The sequence below is a fragment of the Pseudomonas sp. HPB0071 genome (assembly GCF_000478505.2).
Taxonomy (GTDB): Bacteria; Pseudomonadota; Gammaproteobacteria; order Pseudomonadales; family Pseudomonadaceae; genus Chryseomonas; species Chryseomonas luteola.
This window is the reverse complement of the sequence record NZ_KI517368.1, coordinates 591,142-612,464: the sequence shown is the minus strand read 5'-3', so window position 1 is coordinate 612,464 and position 21,323 is coordinate 591,142. Positions and strand designations below refer to the sequence as shown.

Sequence of the window (21,323 nt, the reverse complement as noted above, 5' to 3'; positions counted from 1 at the left end):
GCGGCCTGAGCATGCTCAGGCCGTCATCGACTGGCTACGGTAGTCCCGCGGGGACCTTTCGAAGTGCTTCTTGAACGTCCGGCTGAAGTGAGCCGAGTCGGTAAAACCCCATTTGAAAGCAATATCTGTGATCGACTCGTTGACCAGACGCTGATCGAGCAGATCGGCAGCGCTGCGTGCAAGTCGGGCACGCTGGATATAACGGCAGACGCTATCGCCCTCTTCTTCGAATAGCCGATACAGCTGGCGGATGGAAATGCCCAGCTGCGCCGCCAGTTTGGCAGGGCTCAAGGACGCATCGGCCAGCTGGTCGTGGATCAGTTGTTCCACTCCGCTTCGCAGTACGCCGCCCTTGGCCTGGAGCTCAACGGCCATTGCGGGCGCACTGGCTGTCAGGGCGGGTTTCAACAGGCTGATCAGCGAATCCTGGAGCGCCTCACCTTCATCATCCTGCCATTCCTGTGCCGGCATACCCTCGGCCAGCTGGGTACAGATCAGCCGAAGCAACCGGCCGCTGGCACTGCCTGAATTAAGCTTGCCAAAAATATGCTGTTGATTGGCCAGATGCGTGGACACCGCCTCGCGGGGAAGATGAATCGAGCAATGCTCCATCAAACCAAGCGGATTGATTTCGCAGGTGCCTGCAGAATCAACCAGCGCCATCTCACCGGGCACCAGATCGATGGTATGTCCATGCTGCGTGATCTGTGCTCGCCCGGATCGCTGCATGACCAGAAAGCAGTATCGATCACCATCTTGATCATGCCCTCGTTTGCGAGCCAGACAGGCCGCGTTGGTCTTGACCATGGCCAGTTCAAGTCCGGCTATACGCCGTTGGGTAAGCTCGCCGATAAACAGCGAACCGGTCAACGAGGGCTGCGCGGTAAACCGGCGGCCACAAAAAGCGCGAATCGTTTCTAGCCAGATCGAAAACGCATCGAGACGTTGGACTTGCATGGCATTTCACCTCGGCTGTCATTCAGCCTGTTGTTCTTGTAGATAGTTAACATGTTATCAATTTACTACGAAACTACAGAGGTGCAAGCCCTGATTCCATATGAGCTGATGACCGACCTCTCATTCACTATGCCATGTTCCCTGCCAGTCGCGGCAGTTTGCGCCCGCCAAAAAAGACTAAATGGCGATAACCCGTTAAACTACGCCTTTTTTTGTTTGGATTTTGAAAGTCGAGGGGCGATTTCGAAGGCGAAATACTACTCATGCCAATGAGCACACGCTGCCCTGAGGCCAACATCCACTGCAATACCTCGTCGCATTGCGAAGCGGCGACTGTTTTAGCTTGTACTGAAAGGAAGTAATACCATGGTAATGCACTACTCCACCGGCACTGATCAAGTCGCTTGCGGCCGCAGCAGTCCTAATGTCTCTACCCAGCCTGATCAGGTTACCTGCAAGACATGCCTGCGCTCGGCGGCTTATGCAGCGGCAACAGTAACCGACACTCAGGTTCAGGAGATTGCTGCTCCCGTACCGGCTGCCAAGACACAGCCTGTTGAGCAGTCCGTAACCTACCGTACCCGTAGCGTTGCGTTTGCCGAGTGGCAAAACAAGCTGGCCGATGGCAGCCGCCTGCCTCGCGGTCAGCATTTCAAGGGACCGCAAAAGAAAGCCGCGCTTTAATGCATTGCAGGGCGCCAGCGTAAGGCATGACCTTACCCTGGCGCCTGTATCAGGTGATCGATCCCGATAACTACTACCGCCGCTAGGCCAAGCCTGCCTGGGTCGTTACACTTGCCGTCCTATCCGCTACAAACAGAACACATGACTCATCGCCTCTTCACTGGTTTTATGCTCATGGCAGTCCTGCTACTAAGTGGATGCCAGAGCCGCTCGCTGACACCCGTTGAAACCACCTTGCAGGCGCGTCCCCTCCCGCTTGATCAGGTCAGCCGCCAGTCGGAATGCCGCTCCCTTGCCGAGCTCTACTCCAGTTGCTACGTCGCCCTGGCAACCTGGACATACGCCAAGACCGAGCAGAAGGCCACCCCGGAGGAACTCGAAGCGGCCATGCACGCTGCCAAAGCCCGCGCATTAAAACTGAACTGCCCGACGTTCTGGGAAGAAGACTGACACCCCGCCTAAAGGCGATTGATCGGAATTTTCAGGAAGGTCGCCCCGGACTCATCTGCAGGTGGCATTTCACCCGCCCGGATATTGATCTGGATTGAGGGCAGGATAAGCGTCGGCATCGATAGCGTTGCGTCCCGACGGCTGCGCATCTCGACAAAGGCCTCTTCGGCAATACCGTCGTGCACATGGATATTGCTAGACCTTTGCTCAGCCACCGTCGTCTTCCAGCATACCTCTCGTCCAGCGGGTGGATAGTCGTGGCACAGGTACAATGTCGTCTCTGCCGGTAGCGCCAGTATCCGCTTGATGGAACGGTACAGTTGACGGGCACTGCCACCGGGAAAATCGCACCGTGCGGTTCCTACGTCAGGCATGAACAATGTGTCGCCTACGAATACCGAATGCTCCGCTACCTGATAGGCCATATCCGCAGGTGTATGCCCTGGAACATGCAGCGCACGCGCCGCTAAACGGCCAATGTGAAACAGCTCATCCGGCTCGAACAGATAATCGAATTGTGAGCCGTCCAACCGGAACTCAGGCTCCAGGTTGAAAACATCACGGAAAACGCCCTGAACCTGGCGGATGGGAGCGCCAATGGCAATCTTGCCTCCCAGCATACGTTTCAGGTAAGCCGATGCAGAAAGATGATCGGCGTGGGCATGGGTCTCAAGCAACCATTGCACCTTGAGACTATGCTCCTGAATAAATGCAATGATCCGGTCAGCCCCATGTGTGCTGGTTCGCCCGGCCTTGGCATCGTAATTCAATACCGAATCAATGATGGCGCATTCCGAACCATCCGCCTCGAATACCACATAGCTGATGGTAGCCGTGTCGGCATCGAAAAATGCCTGTACTAAAGGAGTCATGTCTATTACCTCTCCATCGATCTACCTTTTTACAATATATTGAATTATATATTGTATGAAAATAGACTGATTGGACGCATGACGAGGAAGGGACCAATGGCAACTCAGCTTTCTACCACCGAAGTCGCTCTGCTCAGGGCCTCTGCTTCAAAAGCCTGCACGCTGCTAAAAGCGCTGGCCAACGAAGACCGCCTCCTGCTGCTCTGTCAGCTGACTCAGGGTGAGCGCAATGTGGGCGAGCTGGAAGACCTGACGGGTATCCGCCAACCGACGCTTTCTCAACAGCTGAGCGTCCTTCGGGAAGAAGGACTGGTCAATACGCGTCGCGAAGGCAAGTACATCTATTACGCCCTTGCCAGTTTCGAGGTCGTTTCCGTCATGCAGACACTGTCCAGCCTGTACTGCGGTCAGGCCCTGAAAAGCGTGCAGTAAAGAGTCATCTCTACGTTCAACCTGTCTGCGCTAGCGCCATAGACTTTTTGTTGTTTCCTACGCTGTCTGGAGTTGCCCATGGACCACCCCATCAACCGACTCGATGAAACGTTCGCTACGTGCGGACAGCTACAGCTCGATGACTTGCCTGGCATCGCTCAGCAAGGCTACCGCAGCATCATCTGCAATCGACCGGATCATGAAGGTGGACCAGAACAGCCTCTTAGCGAACAACTTCGGCGCCATGCCGAAGCATTGGGCTTGAGCTTTGTCTATCTCCCTGTCATACCCAGCACCCTTCATGAGGGACAGGCCCAGCAGTTACAGGCGTTACTCAGCACGCTCCCCCATCCGATTCTGGCGTTCTGTCGCACAGGTAACCGCTCTACTCAGCTGTACCGAATGGCGTGCGAGAACGAAGCGGCAAGTAGCCAATACGACGTCGTCATCATGGGCGGTGGGTCAGCTGGTATCGGCGTCGCTGCCAGCCTGCTGCGCCGTGCCCCTGAGCTGAAACTCGCCGTGGTCGAGCCCAGCGATCATCATTACTATCAGCCCGCCTGGACGCTTGTAGGGGGTGGAGCCTACGACGCAGCGGACACGGTTCGCCCGATGGCCAGCGTCATGCCGCACGGTGTCACTTGGATTCAGGCATCGGTCAGCGCGTTCGCCCCGGAGCGCCAGAGCGTGCTGCTCAGCAACGGTAAGCAACTGGGTTATCAGCAACTGATCATCTGTCCCGGTCTGCAACTGGCGTGGGAGCGCATCACTGGGCTGGAAGACACGCTGGGCCAACATGGTGTGACGTCCAATTACCGGTATGACCTGGCCCCTTACACCTGGGAGCTGGTCCGAAACCTGAGGCATGGGAAGGCGCTATTCACTCAACCGGGGATGCCGATCAAATGTGCCGGTGCGCCCCAAAAAGCCATGTACCTATCCTGCGATCACTGGCTGCGACAAGGGGTGCTGAAGAACATCCAGGTCGAATTCAACCTGGCAGGCGCAGCGCTGTTTGGCGTACCGGCCTTTGTCCCACCTCTGATGGCGTATGTAGAGAAATATCAGGCATCACTGGCTTTTCAGTCCAATCTGGTCGCTGTCGACGGCCCTGGCAAAACCGCCTGGTTCGAAGTTACCGCCGATGACGGTAGCGTGAGCCGTCAAGCCAAAGCGTTCGACCTGCTGCATGTGGTGCCACCGCAACAGGCACCTGATGTAGTTCGGCGTAGTACGCTGGCCGATGCGGCGGGCTGGCTTGAGGTCGATCCGGCCACCCTTCAGCATCCTCGTCATCCAGACATATTTGCCTTGGGTGATGTGTGCGGTACCAGCAACGCCAAGACGGCGGCAGCGGCACGCAAGCAGATCGTAGTCGTAGCAGAAAATCTGCTGGCCTTGCGCAAGGGGCACCCCCTGCCAAGCCGATATGATGGTTACGGCTCCTGCCCACTTACCGTCGAAAAAGGCAAGGTGATCCTGGCCGAGTTTGGTTATGGTGGAAAGCTTTTGCCGACCTTTCCCTTTGATCCCAAAGTGCCGCGTAAATCCGCCTGGTTGCTGAAGGCCAGCGTACTGCCCCGCTTCTACTGGAACGGCATGCTCAAGGGCCGCGAGTGGCTTACCCGCTGCGCCCAGAATTAAGGGAACCCGCTTCGTGCTGCTGGCCTCTCTTCTCGGAATCGGTATCGGCCTTGTGTTAGGCCTGACAGGCGCAGGCGGAGGTATCCTGGCGATCCCGGCATTGACGCTTGGTCTGGGCTGGGCCCTCTCTCAGGCTGCTCCCGTTGCGCTGCTTGCAATCGGCACCGCGGCGACCCTGGGTGCGGTGGACGGGCTGCGCAAAGGTCTGGTGCGATATCGGGCGGCGCTACTCATGGCCGCGTTGGGACTTTGCTTTTCGCCACTTGGAAGTCAGCTGGCGCATCACTTACCCAATCGTACCCTCATGCTTTGCTTCTGCCTGATCATGTTGTTTGTTGCCATCCGCATGCTGCTTCAGAGTCGGGCTACGGTAGATCAAGCCTGTACGACTCACGGCCCGCTTCAAAAAAATTGCATGCTGGATCCAACGACCGGACGCCTGCATTGGAATGGCCGATGCCTGGCTACGCTTTCGATCATCGGAAGCCTGTCGGGCATGTTGACCGGTATGCTCGGTGTGGGGGGCGGCTTTCTGATCGTCCCGGCCTTGCGCCAATGCAGCGATATCCGCATGCAGGGCATCGTGGCCACTTCGCTGATGATGGTGGCGCTGATTTCCCTGGGTACCGCAGCCGGTGCGCTTTATCGCGGCGTCACGCTTGGCTTGCAGGCAGAGCTTTTCATAGGTGCCACGCTTGTAGGCATGCTTGCCGGGCGCCTGCTGTGCAAGCATTTACCGGCCCACCTCTTGCAGCGGTCGTTTGCGGTGCTTTGCCTGGGTGTCTGCGTTTACCTGTTCATGACTGTTTTCTAATCAGCTCCGATTAATCTGGTCCTTTAACCGCAAGAGAGGATTCAGTCGATCAAACTGATCTGGGTTTCAGACAGACCCTTACTACCGTAAGACCACGGGAACGCTTAGTACAGCAGACGACTATTTTAGCCAGCACACTTCCACGCTTCACCCATCATTGAGAGCAATAGTTGGCACCAGTAGGATCGATTTCACGCATAGTAGGCGTGTGCGATTCAATGACCTCATCGAAACCAACCACCCCATCGAAGAGGTCATTATCATGAAATACGCCATTGCTACTGCCCTGCTTGCCTCAGCCTTCGCTACCGGCGCGTTTGCTGCAGACTCTCGTTCAGCACAGGACAATATTCCGGTGGAACAGTATCACTACGGCATGAAGATTGATGTCGCCAAAGTCATTTCGATCGAAAAGGCCGACACGAACGACCTCAACAACGCCGAACCTGCCACCATGGTGTATCAGGATCATCAAGGCAACGTGCATAAATTGCAGTACCTGGAAAGCGTTGAACGGCAAAATACGAATGGTTGATACGACCAGTACAAAGCCCCGGCCACGCGGGGCTTTGAGACTTGGCCTGCACCAGCAGCACTCCTTGCTCCCGACTAAGCGCAACGTCCTTATCACACCTTCAGAGCAGATTTCCAGGCGGCTCTGACCTCCCGATCCGGCCATCGGACATCCGATGCTCATCCGCATGGCCTAGCGCTGCGCCCCTTGCGAGTACACACCGCAGCACGATCAACTTGACAGACCTCCCTACCACACCAAAGATTACACAGCGCGTAATCGATTTACGATTTCGACTGATATTTTAATTGATCTCCAGAACTGCCTTTCTCTGGCCGCTAGTTGATCCGCGCGCCCATTTTGCCTGCACAAATAAAAACAAAAGGTATTGGCAATGCAGAACCAAATAACCAGCTTTCGCGATGCTCTCGATTCACATCCCGTATCACGCTATCAATGGCAGATACTGGCGTTGCTGGCGCTCTTGCTCATCAGTGACGGTTATGACGCTCAGCTACTAGGCTACGTGGTGCCATCTATCGCCCAGGAATGGGGACTGGAGAAATCGGCCTTTGGACCGGTCTTCAGTGCAAACCTGATCGGCCTGACCGTTGGCTCTCTGCTCGTTACACCACTTGCGGACCGCGTAGGTATCCGGCGAGTGCTCATGAGCTGCGTTCTGCTGTATGCCTGCCTTACCTTCGTCACCGTCTATATCGACTCGTTGCAGGGACTGGCGATACTGCGCTTTTTTTGTGGCCTGGGGATGGGCGGCGCTATGCCCAGCGCAATGGCACTGATGTCGGACTACTCACCACCCAGGTTGCGTACCCTAATGGTCACATTGGCCGCCTGTGGGTTCTCGTTTGGCGGCGCAGCGGGCGGCTTCGTAGCAGTGGCGTTCATGGATCGTTTCGGCTGGCATGCCGTATTTGTCATAGGAAGTGTAGCCCCGCTGCTGCTCTTACCTTTCCTGCTCATGCTGCTACCTGAGTCTCTGCCACGTCTGCTAAGGGATGCCCCGCCCTACGCCCGGCTGACCGCTGTCACGTCCCGCATGGTTGCCGGTTGGCAGCCGCCAGCACCAACCGTTGACAGTCAACAGGAGCCTGCCTCTGCCATAGCCGTGGTGGATCTCTTTCGCAACGGATACGCGAGACCTACCCTGTTTCTCTGGGCGACGTTTTTTGTCAGCCTGATCCTGCTTTATTTCATGATCAGCTGGTTGCCCTCTCTCCTTCAGGAAAGCGGTATGCAGCGAAACTCGGCAAACCTTGCCACGTCGATGTTTTTGTTTGCCGGTACATTGGGTGCCATGCTCCTGGCATACTTCATGGACCGGGTGGCCAGCAAGGTTCGCTTGCTGAGCTGTATCCTGGCGGGCGCAGCCGCATTTACCGTGCTGCTTGGGCTGACACATCAGTATCAGGCCCTGCTGTTGGTGTTTGTATTTGCCGCAGGCTTTTGCACCATAGGCGGTCAACTGACCTTGAATGCCTTCGCAAGCAATTTCTACCCCGCGCAGGTACGCGCAACTGGCGCAGGTTGGGCGCTGGGCATTGGCCGCTTTGGCTCGATTCTCGGGCCTCTCCTAGGTAGTCTGCTGCTCGGCCTGCATTTGCCAGCCCAAACCATCATTGTGCTGGCTGCTATTCCAGCTATCCTGGCCGCCCTGCTGATTCTCAACGTTAAAACCCCCTCACACAACGCGACGCCCATTAGGCAACATGACCATGGTTCCTCCCTCGGGCCCTTCCAGCGCTCCAGGGATCAACCGCCGGCGCTCAAAGGTGAGGCGCGTCTGTAATCGATCACCTCAAGGTTCCGCTGGGCAGACGACCAACGTCCTGCCCCGCCTGACTTCAGAAAGGCCTTCTCCCCTCCATCCTTGAGTAAAAATCAAAAGTATTCTGAGGATTAAGGGCTTATTCAGATGATATCAACCGATCACACTGAGCTCCGAACCTTTTGCCTGGACGCAGCCGTGTCCCTCCAATCCTTTCGGAGAGCCCGTTATGAGTATTCCTTCCTTTGGCCTTGGTACCTTCCGCCTCACAGGACAGACCGTCATCAACTCGGTACGCCACGCTCTTGACTTGGGCTATCGTGCAATCGATACCGCACAGATCTACAACAACGAAGCAGACATTGGGCAAGCGATTGCCGAAAGCGGTATCGCACGCGACCAACTCTTTATCACGACGAAAATCTGGGTAGACCACTACGCCAAAGACAAACTGATTCCCAGCCTGCAGGAAAGCTTGAAAAAACTCCGGACCGACTTCGTGGATCTGACGTTGATCCACTGGCCCGCCCCGGGTAATGGTGTGGGGCTACCCGAATTTATGGAAGCACTGGCCCAGGCGCAGCACCAGGGCCTGACACGCCAGATCGGTATCTCCAACTTCAACATCGAACTGACCCGACAAGCCATCGACATTGCTGGTACGGATGCCATCGCCACCAACCAGATTGAACTTAGCCCTTACCTGCAGAACCGTAAGCTTGTTCAATATTTGCAGGAGCAGAATATTCCAGTGACCTCCTATATGACTCTGGCCTACGGGAAGGTACTCAAGGACCCTGTCATTAATGCCATTGCCCATAAGCATCAGGCAACGCCAGCGCAGGTTACCCTCTCTTGGGCGTTACAGCAGGGATATGCAGTCATCCCTTCCTCGACCAAGTTAGAGAATCTGGCCAGCAATCTGTTAGCCCAAGAGCTGCGTCTGGATCAGGAGGACATGGCAAAAATCGCCTTACTTGAGCGAAACGCTCGTGAAGTCAGCCCTGAAGGGCTTGCACCCGCTTGGGATTAATCACCTGCATGACCGTAACGTACGGTACTCTTCGAATGCCGTTCTATTGTCTTCAGGCCGTATGCTGACCTGCCCTGTTTCTTTCATGCTAGGAGAATCGCTGTGACCAACGCCTATGCTTCGATCAAGATCGATGTGGATGCTGATCAGATATGGCAACTTATGGGAGGCTTCGGCTCCCTGCCTGACTGGCTGCCGTTTGTAGTCGAAAGTCAGCTGAGTGAAGGGGGTCGGGTCCGACATCTGAAGGATATCGAAGGTAACGTCATCATTGAGCGGCTGTTAAGCTTTAACGAGGCTGAAAAAAGCTACCGCTACACCATCATCGAAGGACCTGCCCCGATCAAGGATTACGACTCTACGCTGCGTGTACTCACGGATGTATCAGGAAAGAGCGCCAAGGTTGAATGGTTCTGTACCTTTACAGCGACCCATATCAGCCAGGCGGAGGCTGAAAGTCTATTCACGCAGTTCTACCAAGATGGGTTGACGGCGCTCAAGCAGGCAGTCGAGGCTCGGTAGCCGCTTGAAAACATAAAAGCAACGATACGCCTGCTTTTGCAACCTCACGGCGGCCCTTCGAGGCCTGCCGTGATAAACCTGAACGGCCCGCTACTCCGCTTCGCTGAACTGCATTTCCGGCGGTTGAGTACGAAACCCGTGCGTGAGTTTGCCTAGGTAGATAACTCCGAGTGCGAGCCAGCTCAGCCCTAATAGAATGGCCATCGAGTCCAGGCTGATCATGAGGTAGAGATCTGCGCTGAGCCCCAGCAACGGGCAGATGAGAAACAACAGGATTTGACGTATACCGCGCTGAGTCGCACCAAGATAAAAGTGAAAGATTACTGCAAGGTTCACCAGGCTGAACGCTAGAAATGCGCCGAAGTTGATGAACGAGGTCGATGTCGCTACATCCAGCTTCAATGCTAGTAACGCAACAACGCCACACAGGGCGAGATTGTTGACTGGCGTACCGAAGCGCCTTGAAAGCTGACCGAAAAACGACTGGGGAAGCACACCGTCACGGCCCATGGCAAACAGTAGCCGTGAGACGCTGGCCTGCGCAGCCATACCAGACGTGAACTGCCCCACAATCAGCCCCATCAGAAACAGCGAAACAAAGATATCGCCGCCAATGTTACGGGCAATCTCATAAGCTGCAGAGTCGACATTGGCGAACGCCATGCCTGGGTGTACCCGCTGGACCCAATAAGATGCCAGGATAAACACCAGTCCGCCGACTAGAGTAACCAGCAGGATTGCCTTGGGTATCGTACGCTCCGCATTCCGGGTTTCCTCCGTCAGGGTACTTACGGCATCGAATCCAAGAAACGAATAGCAGGCTATTGCCGCGCCGCTCATGATCAGCGGCCACTGCAAATGACCGTCCGTAAACGGTGCCAGCGTGAACAACGGCTCGCCAGAGCCCTGTACATAATGGACGCACAGCACCACAAAGGCAGCCAGTACCAGGAATTGAACCAGCATCAAGGCTGTATTAATCGTACTGGCGAGCTTGAGCCCCACTACGTTGATCACCGTAGTAAGTGCGATGAAGCCCAATACCCAAACCGCTTGAGGGACAGCGGGAAATGCGGAACTCAGGTAGGCAGCGCCAATCAGCCAGATCGCCATAGGCAGAAACAGGTAGTCCAGAAGAACCGCCCAGCCGGCGATAAAGCCCAGCTTGGGGCTTATAGCCTTGCGTACATAGGTATACGCGGAACCTGAAACCGGAAACGCCGCCGCCATGCGACCATAACTGATGGCGGTAAACAACATGGCAACCAGCGCTACCAGGTAGGCGGAGGGCACATGCCCACCTGTGTTCTGGGCAAGAATTCCAAACGTGCCGAGCACAATGATGGGCGTCATGTAAGCGATGCCGAACAGCATCACCGCCCCTAACGAAAGGGTGCGTTGCAGATGGGCCATGAACAACTCCGTATAGTGATTGTTGATACCGCGCTTACGCGGTCGGGTGTTGTGGCAGTGCTGAATCAGCAAAAAAGATAATTGTTGTTATACGTTTATTGGCCTAGATAATAAGTTCGCGAATCCCTCCCGGTTGCTCGATCAGCTCTCCCGGCAAACTCAGGCGACGGTCATTGAGATACCGATAATCCTTGCGCACCGCCTGAAGCTGGCTCAGGTCCAGCGATGCGCTCAAGTGCGCCTCTTCCCGACCGGCCTCGACCAGCATGTTTCCAAAGGGATCGACTACCGCACTGCCTCCTGCAAAGGTGAGGTCGCCATCGCCTTCACCCACGCGGTTCACCATCACGGCAAACGCCTGATTTTCGATTGCGCGGGCCATGATCGCGGCTCGGTGTACAGGCCCATAAGGGTCCATGTTGCCGTTGGTTACGATAATGAGCTGTGCACCCAGTTGCGCCAGCGCGCGGGCGGTTTCGGGAAACTCGATGTCATAGCAGATCAGCAGACCGACCCGAACACCGTTCCACAGACAGGTCGCAAAGCGGTCACCAGGCGATAGCACTCCCTGATCCGACGACCACAAGTGCGTCTTCCGGTAACTCAGCGCAATTTCATTCGGGGTAATCAGAAGCGTGGTGTTGTAATAACGCTCGCCATCCGCTTCAGCAAAGCCGATGGCGACCGAGACCTGTCTGGCATGCGCAGCCTGACGAACCCGACTAATCGTCGGGCCATCAATGGGCTCGGCGACATCTGCCACGTTTTCATGGGTTGGAAAACCGCTGAGGTGCGTTTCTGGAAACACAATAAGCTGTGTATCCGGTGCACAGGCTTCGATAGCCGCCAATGCCGTCTGCAGGTTGTAAGCCTTGTCGCCATCACGGCCAGCCACCTGGGCCAGTTCAATCTTCATGAATGCTCCTTGATACATCAGCCGTATCGAACACATTGGTTTGGCAGTATGGTGCCCACGGTTTGGCATGATAATCACGCCGGTGGGTTAACCCTTTTGAGGTAGGCATGGGTATGGAACTAAAGGATATCGCCTGGCATCAGTCGGTTGGTCAACTGATTGATGCGCTCGATGCCCCCAACTTCTGGATCAGGCTGGTACGATTACTGGCGCGCTATCTGCCCTTCGACAGCTGGGTAGCACTGCTTTTCAGTGCTGGCAGGCCCATTGTACTGGCAGAAAGTCCGACCAGTGATGGTGGGCCTGATCCGCTGTTTCAGGACTACATCAACGGCCTGTATCTTCTGGACCCGTTCTACATCGCCTCTCGTGAGCGAGCCCACAATGGCCTGGTTCGGCTTGACGACGTCGCACCAGAATGTTTTGAGCAAACCGATTATTATCGTCTGTACTTTCGGTTGAACGTGGTCGCTGACGAAATCCAGATCAACTGCCAGATCGATGCTGATCAGACGCTTTGCCTGTCCCTTGGCTCGCGCCAGCGTTTCAAACCTGACCAGATAGCCCTGCTCGGTCTTATTCAACCCTGGATAATGGGTCTTATGCGTCAGCGCCTACGCTTCGAACAAGGCGCCACTACGCCCTCTGTTCCAGCGTGGCAACACCGGCTGGAGACAACCAGCCAACGCAGCGAAATGCCATTGACCAGCCGTGAGATGGACGTTGCACGCCTCGTACTGAGTGGCTGCTCCGGCAAGGAAATTGCGCGGAAGCTGGATATTTCTGTCGAGACCGTCAAGGTCCATCGAAAACACATCTATACCAAGCTCAACATCAAATCCCAATCCGAGCTGTTCGCGGTGTTCTTTCAAATCAACTGATGTATACCGGCTGGGTAGCTACCGTGCTGGTAATGCTGAGCCTCATAAACAACCGACAGGAATTACGACAGACGTCGTAATTCTGGAGACCTGTACGTATTCTCCACCCAAGGTTACTCCCAAGCAGAATTGCTATTGATATATGCCCTCGGCGCTTTTAACCGCCGAAGTCGTATCAGCCTGAATAGAGTTTTTGCAGAGGGTATTAGGGGTAAATAAACGTAAGCAGGAGGATTGATTGTACTCAGCCGAGCACGTGACCGGCTCGTTTCGCCCTGCTCCGGTCTGCTTCAATCAACGGTGTGCCAAAGGGCTCTGGCATGCCTCAGACAGCTCACTCTTTTTTCTAGTTATTTTCCTCAAGAAAACCAACGCTATACCGATAGCCTTCTAATGAAAGCCTCCAACTGGCAAACCATGAGACGCCAGGAAGGCACTGCACTCGGGTTGAAGTTTCCGGGCGCACATTCTCATTAGAGGCATTCAGGTCTTGGAAAGGCCTGCTCGAACAGAAGGTATAACGACACATGTCCACCTCAGCACTGGCGCTGATGTTTGTCAGCTGCATCCTTTTATTTTTATTCATGGCCTATGTGGACCAGGTTGCAGACCGTTATCAACTGGATAAGGCTCGTCTGCGAGCAGACCTGAATGACCGGATTTACCGTATCGGCACCTTGTCGGAAACCTTTCCAGCCCAGTTCATGACACCTGAACTCAAACAGCTTCTAGTCAGACTAGAACTCAACCTTATTCAGCGCATCGGCCGCCTGGAAAAACCTACCGAAGCCCTGACGGAGCGCGAGTCTCTCCTGCAGGAGCAGGAAAAACTCGGTCTGGACATTTCGATCGAGAATCAACCATGCCCTCTGTCAAGCGAGGCGGCCTTCAAAGAGGTGAGCTCTCAGCTGGAAACCCTTAATAGTCAGGTTCACCGCGCCGTACAGGATGGCCTGCTTACCAAGGCGGATGCTTCCGGCTGGTTCAAGTCAGTCAGATATTGGCTTGCGCTCAGCAATATCGAAATGTTCGATAACATGGCCACCCAAGCGCTTGAGTCAGACCAGCCCCGCCTGGCAAAGCGCGCTTATGAACGTGGCCTTCAATATATTCGCAACCAATCTGATCAAATGGCGTTTCAAGACCAGCGCGAAGTTTTTGAGAGCGGTATAGAGACCGCTGAGAATGCCATCGAGAAACAGACCCAGGCCGAACAGCAACTCAAGGCGCCTCCTGTTGAAGAAAAGGCACCTGAGCCTGAAGAGGGCAACGAATGGAAAAAGAAGCCGCTCTACGACAAGAGCGAGGTGTGAGCGTTAGGCCAGATATTCGACACAGTCCGCCTCGCTCGGCAGCGGTACTTCCCACCGGCAGAGCATCCGCTGGATATCCTGATTTCGCAATGACGTGTTTCGCCTGGCGTTACGCTGAAGAATGATCCGCTCCGGCTGCTCAAGATAAACGATTCGTATTGAGGCGTTGTATTGGTAGAGCAAATCCAGGGTCTTCTTGCGCATTTGGCCGGACAGATGCGTTGCGTTCCAGACAAAAGCTTCTTTTTTGCGTAACAGCGCCTTGGCGGTATCCACCGCATAATGAGCGACGGCCCCTTCGTTCTTGCCATGGGCAAGCCCCAGTGCGTCCCGTGCATCATCGTAAGAAACGACCGGCAGCCCTGACAGGTTTTCTGCGACCCATGTGTTCTTGCCACTGGCAGGCAGACCCGCCATGACTACCACATCGGAGCCCTCCTGCTCCCGATAATGACTGAACGCCGGATGAATACGGGCACCGCGAAAATAGCTCATCCGCGTGTAATCATCAGGAAAAGCCTTGGCTGAATACAGGCAGCTTTCTTCCTCCGCCAACTGTTGAAACAACACGATATCGTCCAGTACGTGCTGCTTGTTCGGGTAGATACGCCCTTCCATATCCGCGATGGCCATAGCGATCAACATCCAGAGCGGTAGCTCCCAGGACAGGCGATGTGCCAGAAACTCTGGAGAATGTCCTGAGCGATCACCGCTCAACGCCCAGAACGGCACCTGATGCACACTGATGATTCGGCAAATGGTTTCTCGCAACGAGAATGGCACGCCTGCCTTCCAGAGCAATATGCGGGCATCAATTGAACCACGACGAGAGTGTCCCGGTTGGCCGATACGCCCAGTGACCTCATCTATAACAGTAGTGTCCGGCTTGGCAATGTCGTGCAAAAGTGCCGAGTAGAACAGTACGAAACGCTCTTCAGCACTTGCGCGTTCATAGGCACTTCCACCTACCATGGCTTCAACCACCATACAGGTATGGGTCCAGACATCGCCTTCGCCATGATAGGCAGGCTCCTGCGGCGTACTTGCCAACCGAGTCAGTGCCGGTATTGCTTCTACGCACCCCTTGAAGTCGGGCTGCTGGCCTGGTGCAGCAACCAGGCGCTCAAGTGTTTGAAAATCCATATTCCATTTCTCCTTGTTATTGTTTGTTCAAACATTCCCACGTCACGATAGGTACTGGTGCATAGAGATCAACATCGGGCGCAAGCTCATTGGGAATGTAGGGCTGACGCAAGTGATGCTCATTGGCGTCCAGAATGGTCTGCACGAAGTCTGGCCTAACCCACTTCATCCGTGCGACTGTTTCGCAGGCTGTCTCGACTTTCAGGTAAAGCCCTTCCATCAGATCAGAGGTATCGCATTGAGACCATGCCTTACTCAGGTCTAGCCCTTCACGCCGCACTGTATCTTCGAACCGCTCTCTCCACCGATCGGTTCGGGCCCAGGACTTGCCAACCAGTGCCAGCAGGTCTTTGAGCCTTACAGGCGCAGGACCCTCATACAACACAGGTACAGACAGGACAGGCCCGCCGGCTAACAACACGCGGCGCTCAGCGGTTGACAGAAAGATCTGCCTACGACGATCCCAGATGTCGAACTCGAAAAAGACACCCGGCAACTGATCGTAGAAAACCGAATGCTTCTTGCTCATGACCTCGCCAAACATCACGTAGCGATCTTCAAGTCTCTCAAGCAGAAACAGTTCATGGACGCGTGCCCATTGCTTGAACAGGTTGAACTGCTTCTCCCGTGAGCCCCCGATAAGGTAGTGCCCACGTGACTGAAGCAGGAGTTCGGCATTAGCGGAAAAGCTGATTGCCGCATTAGCGCCATCAAGCTTTTCCTCCACCACGATGAATTGATCTTTCAGCGTGCTTAGCTTTACCTGGTCATGATCGCAGTCACCAGGTTGCAGGCGCGACGACTCCAGGTGAGGCGTTCGCGGGTATTTAAATAATTCATGTAATTGCGCATAGACGCGCGGGTCGAGAGTCATGGTCTTCTCCAATCAAACAGGGAAAACCGACAACGCTCAGGAACGATAGATGACAGCTACGCGCAGACCAACCGCTTACCAGGACCGTTGTCGGATCAGATGTAAAGGTTGATGCAGGGCACTGGCTTCACCACGTTGGAAAGGGGGTCAAACGAAGGGCACGAATTAGGCCCGATTAAAGCTTCGTCTGTCAAACATAAAACCAGCTATTCGTTATGTCCGTCAAATAGTGCAAAAAGCCGCCCGAGGGCGGCTCTTGTATAGCTCACGTTATTTCAGCGGCCCGACGGCAGTACAGCTATTGCTACTTTGTACATGCTTTTGCAGCGTAGTCCATTGGGGGCGATCCTGCCCATTTACGGGCTCAACCGACAGCTTGTAACCGCCCCAACCGGGGCCGGCCGCCCAATAAGTGGCTGGAATGCAGTTTTGCTGCAGGTACGAGAGCAGGTTATCCATCAGCGGCAACCAGCGAGCATCATCATCCGGCACGCCAAACTCGGCGATGTAACCCTTTTTGCCATTCTTCTTTAACCAATCCACGAATGGCTTTGCACGATTCACACCCAACATTGCATTGAGCTGGCTAGTATCTTCCGGGCTATAAGTACCACTCCCATCCTTGTCCAGATAGACGTGCGCTGCAAAGATAATGTTATTGGCCGAGTCCTTGAGGCTGAGCAGACTGTCATTGTAATAGGGCCATAGCGATGCGTTGGACCAGGCATTACCTTCCACAATCACCGGGTGAGTATGATCCACTGTTCGTACGCCATCGATTCCGGACTGGGCAGCCTTGAGCCAGTAATTATCCATGTCATGCGGCTTGGCCATGATGTCATACCCATACAGGGCAGGATGGCTGGCCCAGCGGTAAGCAATTCGGTACATCAGGTCCCAGAAATGGGTGTAGGTAACCTGCCCCGCCCCAATGATATTGCCGTTGTAGCGCCCATTGTTATGCACATCCAGGATAACCTTGATGTTGTATTTCTGGGCCAGGTTCATAGTGGTCTGGATCAAGCCAACCTGGTTGGGATCAAGCATTGTGCTGAGCTTAGGCTGTATGCGCTCCCATAAAATAGGAAAGCGGATCAGACGGATCCCTTTCTGATTCCACTGCTTGAAATCCGCCTCTGTGGGATACAGGTAGTCAACACCGTTTTTGCCGGGTACGACGTGTGGAGCAAACGCTGCGCCTGACAAATTCAAGCCGACCAGATCTACCCCGCTGCGTGTGATAGGCGTTACCGGTTGCACGACAGGTTTCGCCGGTTGGCTAGGCGTAGCAGGCTGTGCAGGTGCAGGTGCAGGAGTCGCTGGTTTTGCTGGCATGGCAGGTGTAGCAGGTGCAGTCACGGGTTGACTCGGTGTAGCAGGTGTTGTCGTAACAGGCTTACTCGGCGCAGGAGTGGCAGGCTTTGATGGAGTAGCAGGCTGCGTAGGTACTGCCGGCTGAGCCGGTTTAGCGGGTTGGCTTGGTGCTGTTGCGTCAGTACCGTTTATAGGTCCAAACGCAGTACATCTGGTGTTATTGACGTACTTTTTGAGAGTTGGCCATTGAGGACGCTCAACACCATTTATAGGCTCCACAGACATAAAATAGTTACCCCAGCCCGGACCTGCCGCCCAATAGGTGGCCGGAATACAATTCTGCGCCAGATATGCCAGCATGTTATCCATGATGGTATTCCAGCGAGAGTCATTGTCCGGGATGCCAAACTCACCGATGTAGCCTTTCTTGCCGTGCTTCTTTAGCCATTCGATAAAGGGCTTGACTCGCTCAACGCCATACATGGGGTCAAGCTTGCTGACGTCAACGGACTCGTAATTGCCGCCCGCATTGTTATCAAAGTAGGTGTGCGCAGAAAAGATAAGGTTATTTGAAGGATCCTTGAGATCGAGCAACGTATTATTCCACTGCTCCCAGCGCGTAGCCTCGGCCCACCCGTTGCCTTCGACAATAATGGGGCGAACGGTATCAACCGCACGTACACCATTGATGCCGTATTGAGCTGCCGTGTTCCAATAGTTCAGCGCACCATTAGGCTCATTCATGATGTCGTAGGCATAAAGCGACTTCTGGCTGCTCCAACGCTGCGCGATCTTTGTCATGATCTCCTGATATCGCGCATAAGGCACACCGCTTGTTCCAATGATCTGGCCGCGATATCGAGCATAGTTATGAAGGTCCAGAATGATCTTTACGTTATGCTTTTCTGCATAGCTGAACGTGCTATCGATCAATTGCACATACTTAGCGTCCAGCGCACCGCCAAGCGTAGGCTGCAGCCGCTCCCAGATAATTGGGAAGCGCACCAGTTTTATGCCCTTCTCACTCCACTGCTTGAAGTACGATTCTGTCGGAAATATATAGTTGGTTCCGTTGATGCCGGGCAGCACGTGTGATGCGAAGCCAGCCCCAGACAAGTTCAGCCCCACCAGGTCGACCGATGCCACAGCCGAAGACGAAACCAGTAACGCCGCCAATGGTAGCGCGCATTGCCTCATTACTTTGAAAGCCAGACTACGGGAACGCCTGCTTGAGCTTTTCATGAATTCCCCAATAAACCTAAAGTGTCATTTCTGAAGTGCGCACTTAACGGCCGAACCTAAAAGGCTCGTATCAAGACTGTTATCGTTTTGGTCTTCAGGCAGAACTAACTACCTTGCTTGGTGGCCGAGCGTGGCTGTACTACCGGGGGATTGAGAAAAGCGTGCCACTCAAAAAGCAGTGAAATCAATATCAATATGACACTATTGTTTTTCGTCAATACATATAAAATATATTTAAAATCAATAACTTATAAAAATTTTTCTCTGTATTAAACAGCTGTTTGTGAAACAGTTGTTTTAGGTTTTTCCAAAGAAACACGAATTACTTTCGACAACGTTCACAAAATTTAGGGGTAGAGAAAGCAGTTTTAAAAAATTCATAAAATTTACACGTTTACCAAGCATGAAAGAGTTGACAAAATGCTGTTGGCCAAGCGTAACGGTTTGGGACCAGCAGTGACATTTTTTGTCACAAGGGTCGTGCCTTGAAGACAAATCAGCCTAAGCTGAAGGCGGTCTACCAGAGTCAACGCGTATTGAGACTACTCAGCTAGCGGCGTGCAACAATGCCAAAAAAGGGTGACTCAACATCTGATACGATTTTTTATTAAGAATCTGAATCTGTTTTGCGCACGCCTAGAGCCCTACTGTAGCCACATGGGTAATGCCGGTAGAGAGCTGCTCTAGCAAACACATCCATTCGCTACGATGCCTGTCTCAATGCTTACCCTTCCCTGCTATCGCAAGAGGTTTCAATCATGAGCGACGTATTCTTCATGTCACTGTTTGGCTTTCTGGCCTTCGTTCTACTGGGATGGGGGTTTTACGCTGGCGTACAGCTAAACAAAGATAGAAAGGACGTGCAGAAGAACGACCGCTAATGCATAGAAAGGCCATCAGTGTCTCGACGCAACCGCTTTCAATCTTCTGTTTTAAGTCGTAAGCGCTCGTATAGACACCAATACGGTATAGGCATCAACCACCAGCGCTGCAGCGAAAAGCATGAAACGTTACGAGCGACTTGCTGACGAAATTGCGAACCTGATTCGAACCGGTGTACTTAAGGCGGGTGAAAAAGTCCCATCGGTACGTCATGCCAGTCGTACCTACACGGTCAGCCCTTCGACTGTATTTCAGGCTTATTATCTGCTGGAAGATAAAGGGCTGATCATTGCCCGCGCCCGCTCAGGCTATTACGTACGTGAGCATGCCAAGCGCCCGCTGCATGAGCCTGAAATTACTGGTCACAAGGCTGAAACCACTGAGGTGGATGTCAGCGAACTGGTCTTCTCCATCCTGAACTCTATCAAGGACCCTGCGACCACTCCATTTGGGTCTGCCTTTCCCAGTCCACAATTGTTTCCGCTTCCACGCCTTGCCCGCAGCATGACCCACGCATTAAGACACCTTTCAACCCAGGCCGCTATTGCAGACATGACGGCAGGCAGCAATGAGTTGCGCCGTCAAATAGCCCTTCGTTATAGGGTCAACGGTACTCGTCTCCCGCTTGAGGAGTTGGTTATTACCAACGGGGCGATGGAAGCCTTGAACCTATGCCTGCAAAGTACAACAAGCCCAGGCGACCTGGTTGCAATAGAGGCGCCTGCTTTCTACGCGACGCTTCAGGTATTGGAGCGTCTAAAATTGAAGGCCGTCGAGATCCCCGTTCATCCACGGGAAGGTGTTGATCTTGATGTGCTGGAGCACAGCCTCTCTCATCTTCCTATCAAAGTTTGCTGGCTCATGAGCAGCCTGCAAAATCCTTTGGGCGCCAGCATGAGTTTCGAGAAGAAACAGGCGCTGTACACACTCTTGAAGCAGCATCAGGTTCCATTGATTGAAGACGATGTTTATGCCGAATTGAATTTCTCCAACCAACCGTTACGAGCCGTGAAAAGCTTTGATGATGATGGGCTGGTCATGCATTGCGGTTCGTTTTCGAAATGTCTGGCGCCGGGTTATCGAGTGGGCTGGGTTGCTGGCGGACGCTTCACCGAGGCCATTGATCGCCTCAAGCTCATGACGACCATTTCTCCTTCGGTTCCTGCTGTAGCGGCCATTGCAGACTATCTGCAACATGGTGGCTATGACCGACACCTACGAAAATTGCGCCATGCATTGGAAACCCAGCAGAGCGCCATGCTGGACTCAGCCGCACGGCACTTTCCGAGCGAAACCCGCGTAACCCGCCCAACCGGCGGTTATTTCCTATGGTTTGAATTTCCAGAACGGGTCGATACGCTTCAGTTGCTCCGTATGGCCATCGCTCAGGGTATCAGCCTTGCTCCCGGCCCTATCTTCTCGGCCAGCCAACGGTTTGGAAACTGTGCAAGGCTGAATTATGGCCATCCCTGGACGGCTGAGAGTGAGAAGGCAATGGAAACGCTAGGCTGCATGATCGATACGTTCTAAACAACCCAGCGTCCTTTATCCCACTCTTAGCCTCTGCCTGCTGCAACTGAAAGTTCAACTGCAACAGGCCAATCAGGCCAGGCGTTAGCAATGTAACTGGTCGGGCA

General features: G+C 54.1%; 20 protein-coding genes. 13 read left to right on the top strand and 7 right to left on the bottom strand.

Annotated elements, in window-relative coordinates:
• Positions 1 to 15 precede the first annotated feature (15 nt).
• Positions 16 to 957 carry a transcriptional regulator FeaR gene (feaR, locus tag HMPREF1487_RS22285; protein ID WP_010799019.1) on the bottom strand — a complete coding sequence of 314 codons (942 nt, stop codon included), beginning with the start codon at positions 955 to 957 and terminating at the stop codon, positions 16 to 18.
• 366 nt (positions 958 to 1,323) lie between these two features.
• Between feaR and HMPREF1487_RS22280 the strand changes: the two genes are divergently transcribed.
• Both HMPREF1487_RS22280 and HMPREF1487_RS22275 read left to right on the top strand, forming a co-directional pair.
• The gene (locus tag HMPREF1487_RS22280) at positions 1,324 to 1,641 is read left to right on the top strand and encodes a hypothetical protein (protein ID WP_010799018.1); all 318 of its coding nucleotides are present in this window, start codon (positions 1,324 to 1,326) and stop codon (positions 1,639 to 1,641) included.
• A gap of 141 nt (positions 1,642 to 1,782) precedes the next feature.
• On the top strand, positions 1,783 to 2,091 hold the full coding sequence (locus tag HMPREF1487_RS22275; RefSeq protein ID WP_010799017.1) for a hypothetical protein: 309 nt from the start codon (positions 1,783 to 1,785) through the stop codon (positions 2,089 to 2,091).
• A gap of 8 nt (positions 2,092 to 2,099) precedes the next feature.
• Here the strand turns inward: HMPREF1487_RS22275 and HMPREF1487_RS22270 are convergent, their stop codons facing one another.
• Positions 2,100 to 2,963 (bottom strand): MBL fold metallo-hydrolase, encoded by an 864-nt coding sequence (locus HMPREF1487_RS22270; protein WP_010799016.1) that lies wholly within the window; start codon positions 2,961 to 2,963, stop codon positions 2,100 to 2,102.
• A 96-nt stretch (positions 2,964 to 3,059) separates the two neighbouring features.
• On the opposite strand from HMPREF1487_RS22270, the gene HMPREF1487_RS22265 reads away from it, so the two are divergent.
• From HMPREF1487_RS22265 to HMPREF1487_RS22235, 7 genes are all read left to right on the top strand, one after another.
• On the top strand, positions 3,060 to 3,395 hold the full coding sequence (locus HMPREF1487_RS22265; RefSeq protein WP_010799015.1) for an ArsR/SmtB family transcription factor: 336 nt from the start codon (positions 3,060 to 3,062) through the stop codon (positions 3,393 to 3,395).
• A gap of 78 nt (positions 3,396 to 3,473) precedes the next feature.
• A complete protein-coding gene (locus HMPREF1487_RS22260; RefSeq protein WP_010799014.1) occupies positions 3,474 to 5,039 on the top strand; it encodes a bifunctional protein tyrosine phosphatase family protein/NAD(P)/FAD-dependent oxidoreductase in 1,566 nt (521 codons plus the stop codon).
• 13 nt (positions 5,040 to 5,052) lie between these two features.
• On the top strand, positions 5,053 to 5,853 hold the full coding sequence (locus tag HMPREF1487_RS22255; protein ID WP_010799013.1) for a sulfite exporter TauE/SafE family protein: 801 nt from the start codon (positions 5,053 to 5,055) through the stop codon (positions 5,851 to 5,853).
• Between the two features lie 262 nt (positions 5,854 to 6,115).
• A complete protein-coding gene (locus HMPREF1487_RS22250) occupies positions 6,116 to 6,388 on the top strand; it encodes a DUF2790 domain-containing protein (RefSeq protein ID WP_010799012.1) in 273 nt (90 codons plus the stop codon).
• Positions 6,389 to 6,761: 373 nt separating this feature from the next.
• Positions 6,762 to 8,174 carry an MFS transporter gene (locus tag HMPREF1487_RS22245; RefSeq protein ID WP_010799011.1) on the top strand — a complete coding sequence of 471 codons (1,413 nt, stop codon included), beginning with the start codon at positions 6,762 to 6,764 and terminating at the stop codon, positions 8,172 to 8,174.
• 208 nt (positions 8,175 to 8,382) lie between these two features.
• Positions 8,383 to 9,186 carry a 2,5-didehydrogluconate reductase DkgB gene (gene dkgB, locus HMPREF1487_RS22240; RefSeq protein ID WP_010799010.1) on the top strand — a complete coding sequence of 268 codons (804 nt, stop codon included), beginning with the start codon at positions 8,383 to 8,385 and terminating at the stop codon, positions 9,184 to 9,186.
• Between the two features lie 102 nt (positions 9,187 to 9,288).
• The gene (locus HMPREF1487_RS22235; protein WP_010799009.1) at positions 9,289 to 9,708 is read left to right on the top strand and encodes an SRPBCC family protein; all 420 of its coding nucleotides are present in this window, start codon (positions 9,289 to 9,291) and stop codon (positions 9,706 to 9,708) included.
• 90 nt (positions 9,709 to 9,798) lie between these two features.
• On the opposite strand, the gene HMPREF1487_RS22230 is transcribed toward HMPREF1487_RS22235, so the two are convergent.
• Together HMPREF1487_RS22230 and HMPREF1487_RS22225 are read right to left on the bottom strand one after the other, a co-directional pair.
• On the bottom strand, positions 9,799 to 11,121 hold the full coding sequence (locus HMPREF1487_RS22230) for an APC family permease (RefSeq protein ID WP_010799008.1): 1,323 nt from the start codon (positions 11,119 to 11,121) through the stop codon (positions 9,799 to 9,801).
• 103 nt (positions 11,122 to 11,224) lie between these two features.
• Positions 11,225 to 12,037: a carbon-nitrogen hydrolase family protein gene (locus HMPREF1487_RS22225; RefSeq protein WP_010799007.1), complete on the bottom strand. Its 813-nt coding sequence runs from the start codon at positions 12,035 to 12,037 to the stop codon at positions 11,225 to 11,227.
• A gap of 107 nt (positions 12,038 to 12,144) precedes the next feature.
• Between HMPREF1487_RS22225 and HMPREF1487_RS22220 the strand changes: the two genes are divergently transcribed.
• Positions 12,145 to 12,918 (top strand): helix-turn-helix transcriptional regulator, encoded by a 774-nt coding sequence (locus tag HMPREF1487_RS22220; protein ID WP_010799006.1) that lies wholly within the window; start codon positions 12,145 to 12,147, stop codon positions 12,916 to 12,918.
• A 527-nt stretch (positions 12,919 to 13,445) separates the two neighbouring features.
• Complete coding sequence (locus HMPREF1487_RS22215; RefSeq protein ID WP_010799005.1) at positions 13,446 to 14,231, top strand: hypothetical protein; 786 nt, start codon at positions 13,446 to 13,448, stop codon at positions 14,229 to 14,231.
• A gap of 3 nt (positions 14,232 to 14,234) precedes the next feature.
• On the opposite strand, the gene HMPREF1487_RS22210 is transcribed toward HMPREF1487_RS22215, so the two are convergent.
• The 3 genes from HMPREF1487_RS22210 to HMPREF1487_RS22200 form a co-directional block, all read right to left on the bottom strand.
• Positions 14,235 to 15,374, bottom strand: coding sequence for an AAA family ATPase (locus HMPREF1487_RS22210; protein WP_010799004.1), 1,140 nt, complete (start codon positions 15,372 to 15,374; stop codon positions 14,235 to 14,237).
• A 16-nt stretch (positions 15,375 to 15,390) separates the two neighbouring features.
• Positions 15,391 to 16,248, bottom strand: a complete 858-nt coding sequence (locus HMPREF1487_RS22205; protein WP_010799003.1) for an RNA ligase family protein — start codon at positions 16,246 to 16,248, stop codon at positions 15,391 to 15,393.
• Between the two features lie 270 nt (positions 16,249 to 16,518).
• Entirely contained in the window at positions 16,519 to 18,804 is a 2,286-nt protein-coding gene (locus HMPREF1487_RS22200; protein ID WP_010799002.1) for a glycoside hydrolase family 5 protein, read from the bottom strand.
• 758 nt (positions 18,805 to 19,562) lie between these two features.
• Between HMPREF1487_RS22200 and HMPREF1487_RS28085 the strand changes: the two genes are divergently transcribed.
• Positions 19,563 to 19,685 carry a hypothetical protein gene (locus HMPREF1487_RS28085; protein ID WP_010799001.1) on the top strand — a complete coding sequence of 41 codons (123 nt, stop codon included), beginning with the start codon at positions 19,563 to 19,565 and terminating at the stop codon, positions 19,683 to 19,685.
• 121 nt (positions 19,686 to 19,806) lie between these two features.
• Positions 19,807 to 21,216 (top strand): GntR family transcriptional regulator MpaR, encoded by a 1,410-nt coding sequence (gene mapR / locus HMPREF1487_RS22195; RefSeq protein ID WP_010799000.1) that lies wholly within the window; start codon positions 19,807 to 19,809, stop codon positions 21,214 to 21,216.
• The last annotated feature ends 107 nt before the right edge of the window (positions 21,217 to 21,323 follow it).

What these genes read in the sequence shown, in the direction of transcription:
- feaR (WP_010799019.1), bottom strand. Translation starts at nt 957, where the DNA reads ATGCAAGTCCAACGTCTCGATGCGTTTTCGATCTGGCTAGAAACGATT.
- HMPREF1487_RS22280 (WP_010799018.1), top strand. Translation starts at nt 1,324, where the DNA reads ATGGTAATGCACTACTCCACCGGCACTGATCAAGTCGCTTGCGGCCGC.
- HMPREF1487_RS22275 (WP_010799017.1), top strand. Translation starts at nt 1,783, where the DNA reads ATGACTCATCGCCTCTTCACTGGTTTTATGCTCATGGCAGTCCTGCTA.
- HMPREF1487_RS22270 (WP_010799016.1), bottom strand. Translation starts at nt 2,963, where the DNA reads ATGACTCCTTTAGTACAGGCATTTTTCGATGCCGACACGGCTACCATC.
- HMPREF1487_RS22265 (WP_010799015.1), top strand. Translation starts at nt 3,060, where the DNA reads ATGGCAACTCAGCTTTCTACCACCGAAGTCGCTCTGCTCAGGGCCTCT.
- HMPREF1487_RS22260 (WP_010799014.1), top strand. Translation starts at nt 3,474, where the DNA reads ATGGACCACCCCATCAACCGACTCGATGAAACGTTCGCTACGTGCGGA.
- HMPREF1487_RS22250 (WP_010799012.1), top strand. Translation starts at nt 6,116, where the DNA reads ATGAAATACGCCATTGCTACTGCCCTGCTTGCCTCAGCCTTCGCTACC.
- HMPREF1487_RS22245 (WP_010799011.1), top strand. Translation starts at nt 6,762, where the DNA reads ATGCAGAACCAAATAACCAGCTTTCGCGATGCTCTCGATTCACATCCC.
- dkgB (WP_010799010.1), top strand. Translation starts at nt 8,383, where the DNA reads ATGAGTATTCCTTCCTTTGGCCTTGGTACCTTCCGCCTCACAGGACAG.
- HMPREF1487_RS22230 (WP_010799008.1), bottom strand. Translation starts at nt 11,121, where the DNA reads ATGGCCCATCTGCAACGCACCCTTTCGTTAGGGGCGGTGATGCTGTTC.
- HMPREF1487_RS22225 (WP_010799007.1), bottom strand. Translation starts at nt 12,037, where the DNA reads ATGAAGATTGAACTGGCCCAGGTGGCTGGCCGTGATGGCGACAAGGCT.
- HMPREF1487_RS22220 (WP_010799006.1), top strand. Translation starts at nt 12,145, where the DNA reads ATGGGTATGGAACTAAAGGATATCGCCTGGCATCAGTCGGTTGGTCAA.
- HMPREF1487_RS22215 (WP_010799005.1), top strand. Translation starts at nt 13,446, where the DNA reads ATGTCCACCTCAGCACTGGCGCTGATGTTTGTCAGCTGCATCCTTTTA.
- HMPREF1487_RS22210 (WP_010799004.1), bottom strand. Translation starts at nt 15,374, where the DNA reads ATGGATTTTCAAACACTTGAGCGCCTGGTTGCTGCACCAGGCCAGCAG.
- HMPREF1487_RS22205 (WP_010799003.1), bottom strand. Translation starts at nt 16,248, where the DNA reads ATGACTCTCGACCCGCGCGTCTATGCGCAATTACATGAATTATTTAAA.
- HMPREF1487_RS22200 (WP_010799002.1), bottom strand. Translation starts at nt 18,804, where the DNA reads ATGAAAAGCTCAAGCAGGCGTTCCCGTAGTCTGGCTTTCAAAGTAATG.
- HMPREF1487_RS28085 (WP_010799001.1), top strand. Translation starts at nt 19,563, where the DNA reads ATGAGCGACGTATTCTTCATGTCACTGTTTGGCTTTCTGGCCTTCGTT.
- mapR (WP_010799000.1), top strand. Translation starts at nt 19,807, where the DNA reads ATGAAACGTTACGAGCGACTTGCTGACGAAATTGCGAACCTGATTCGA.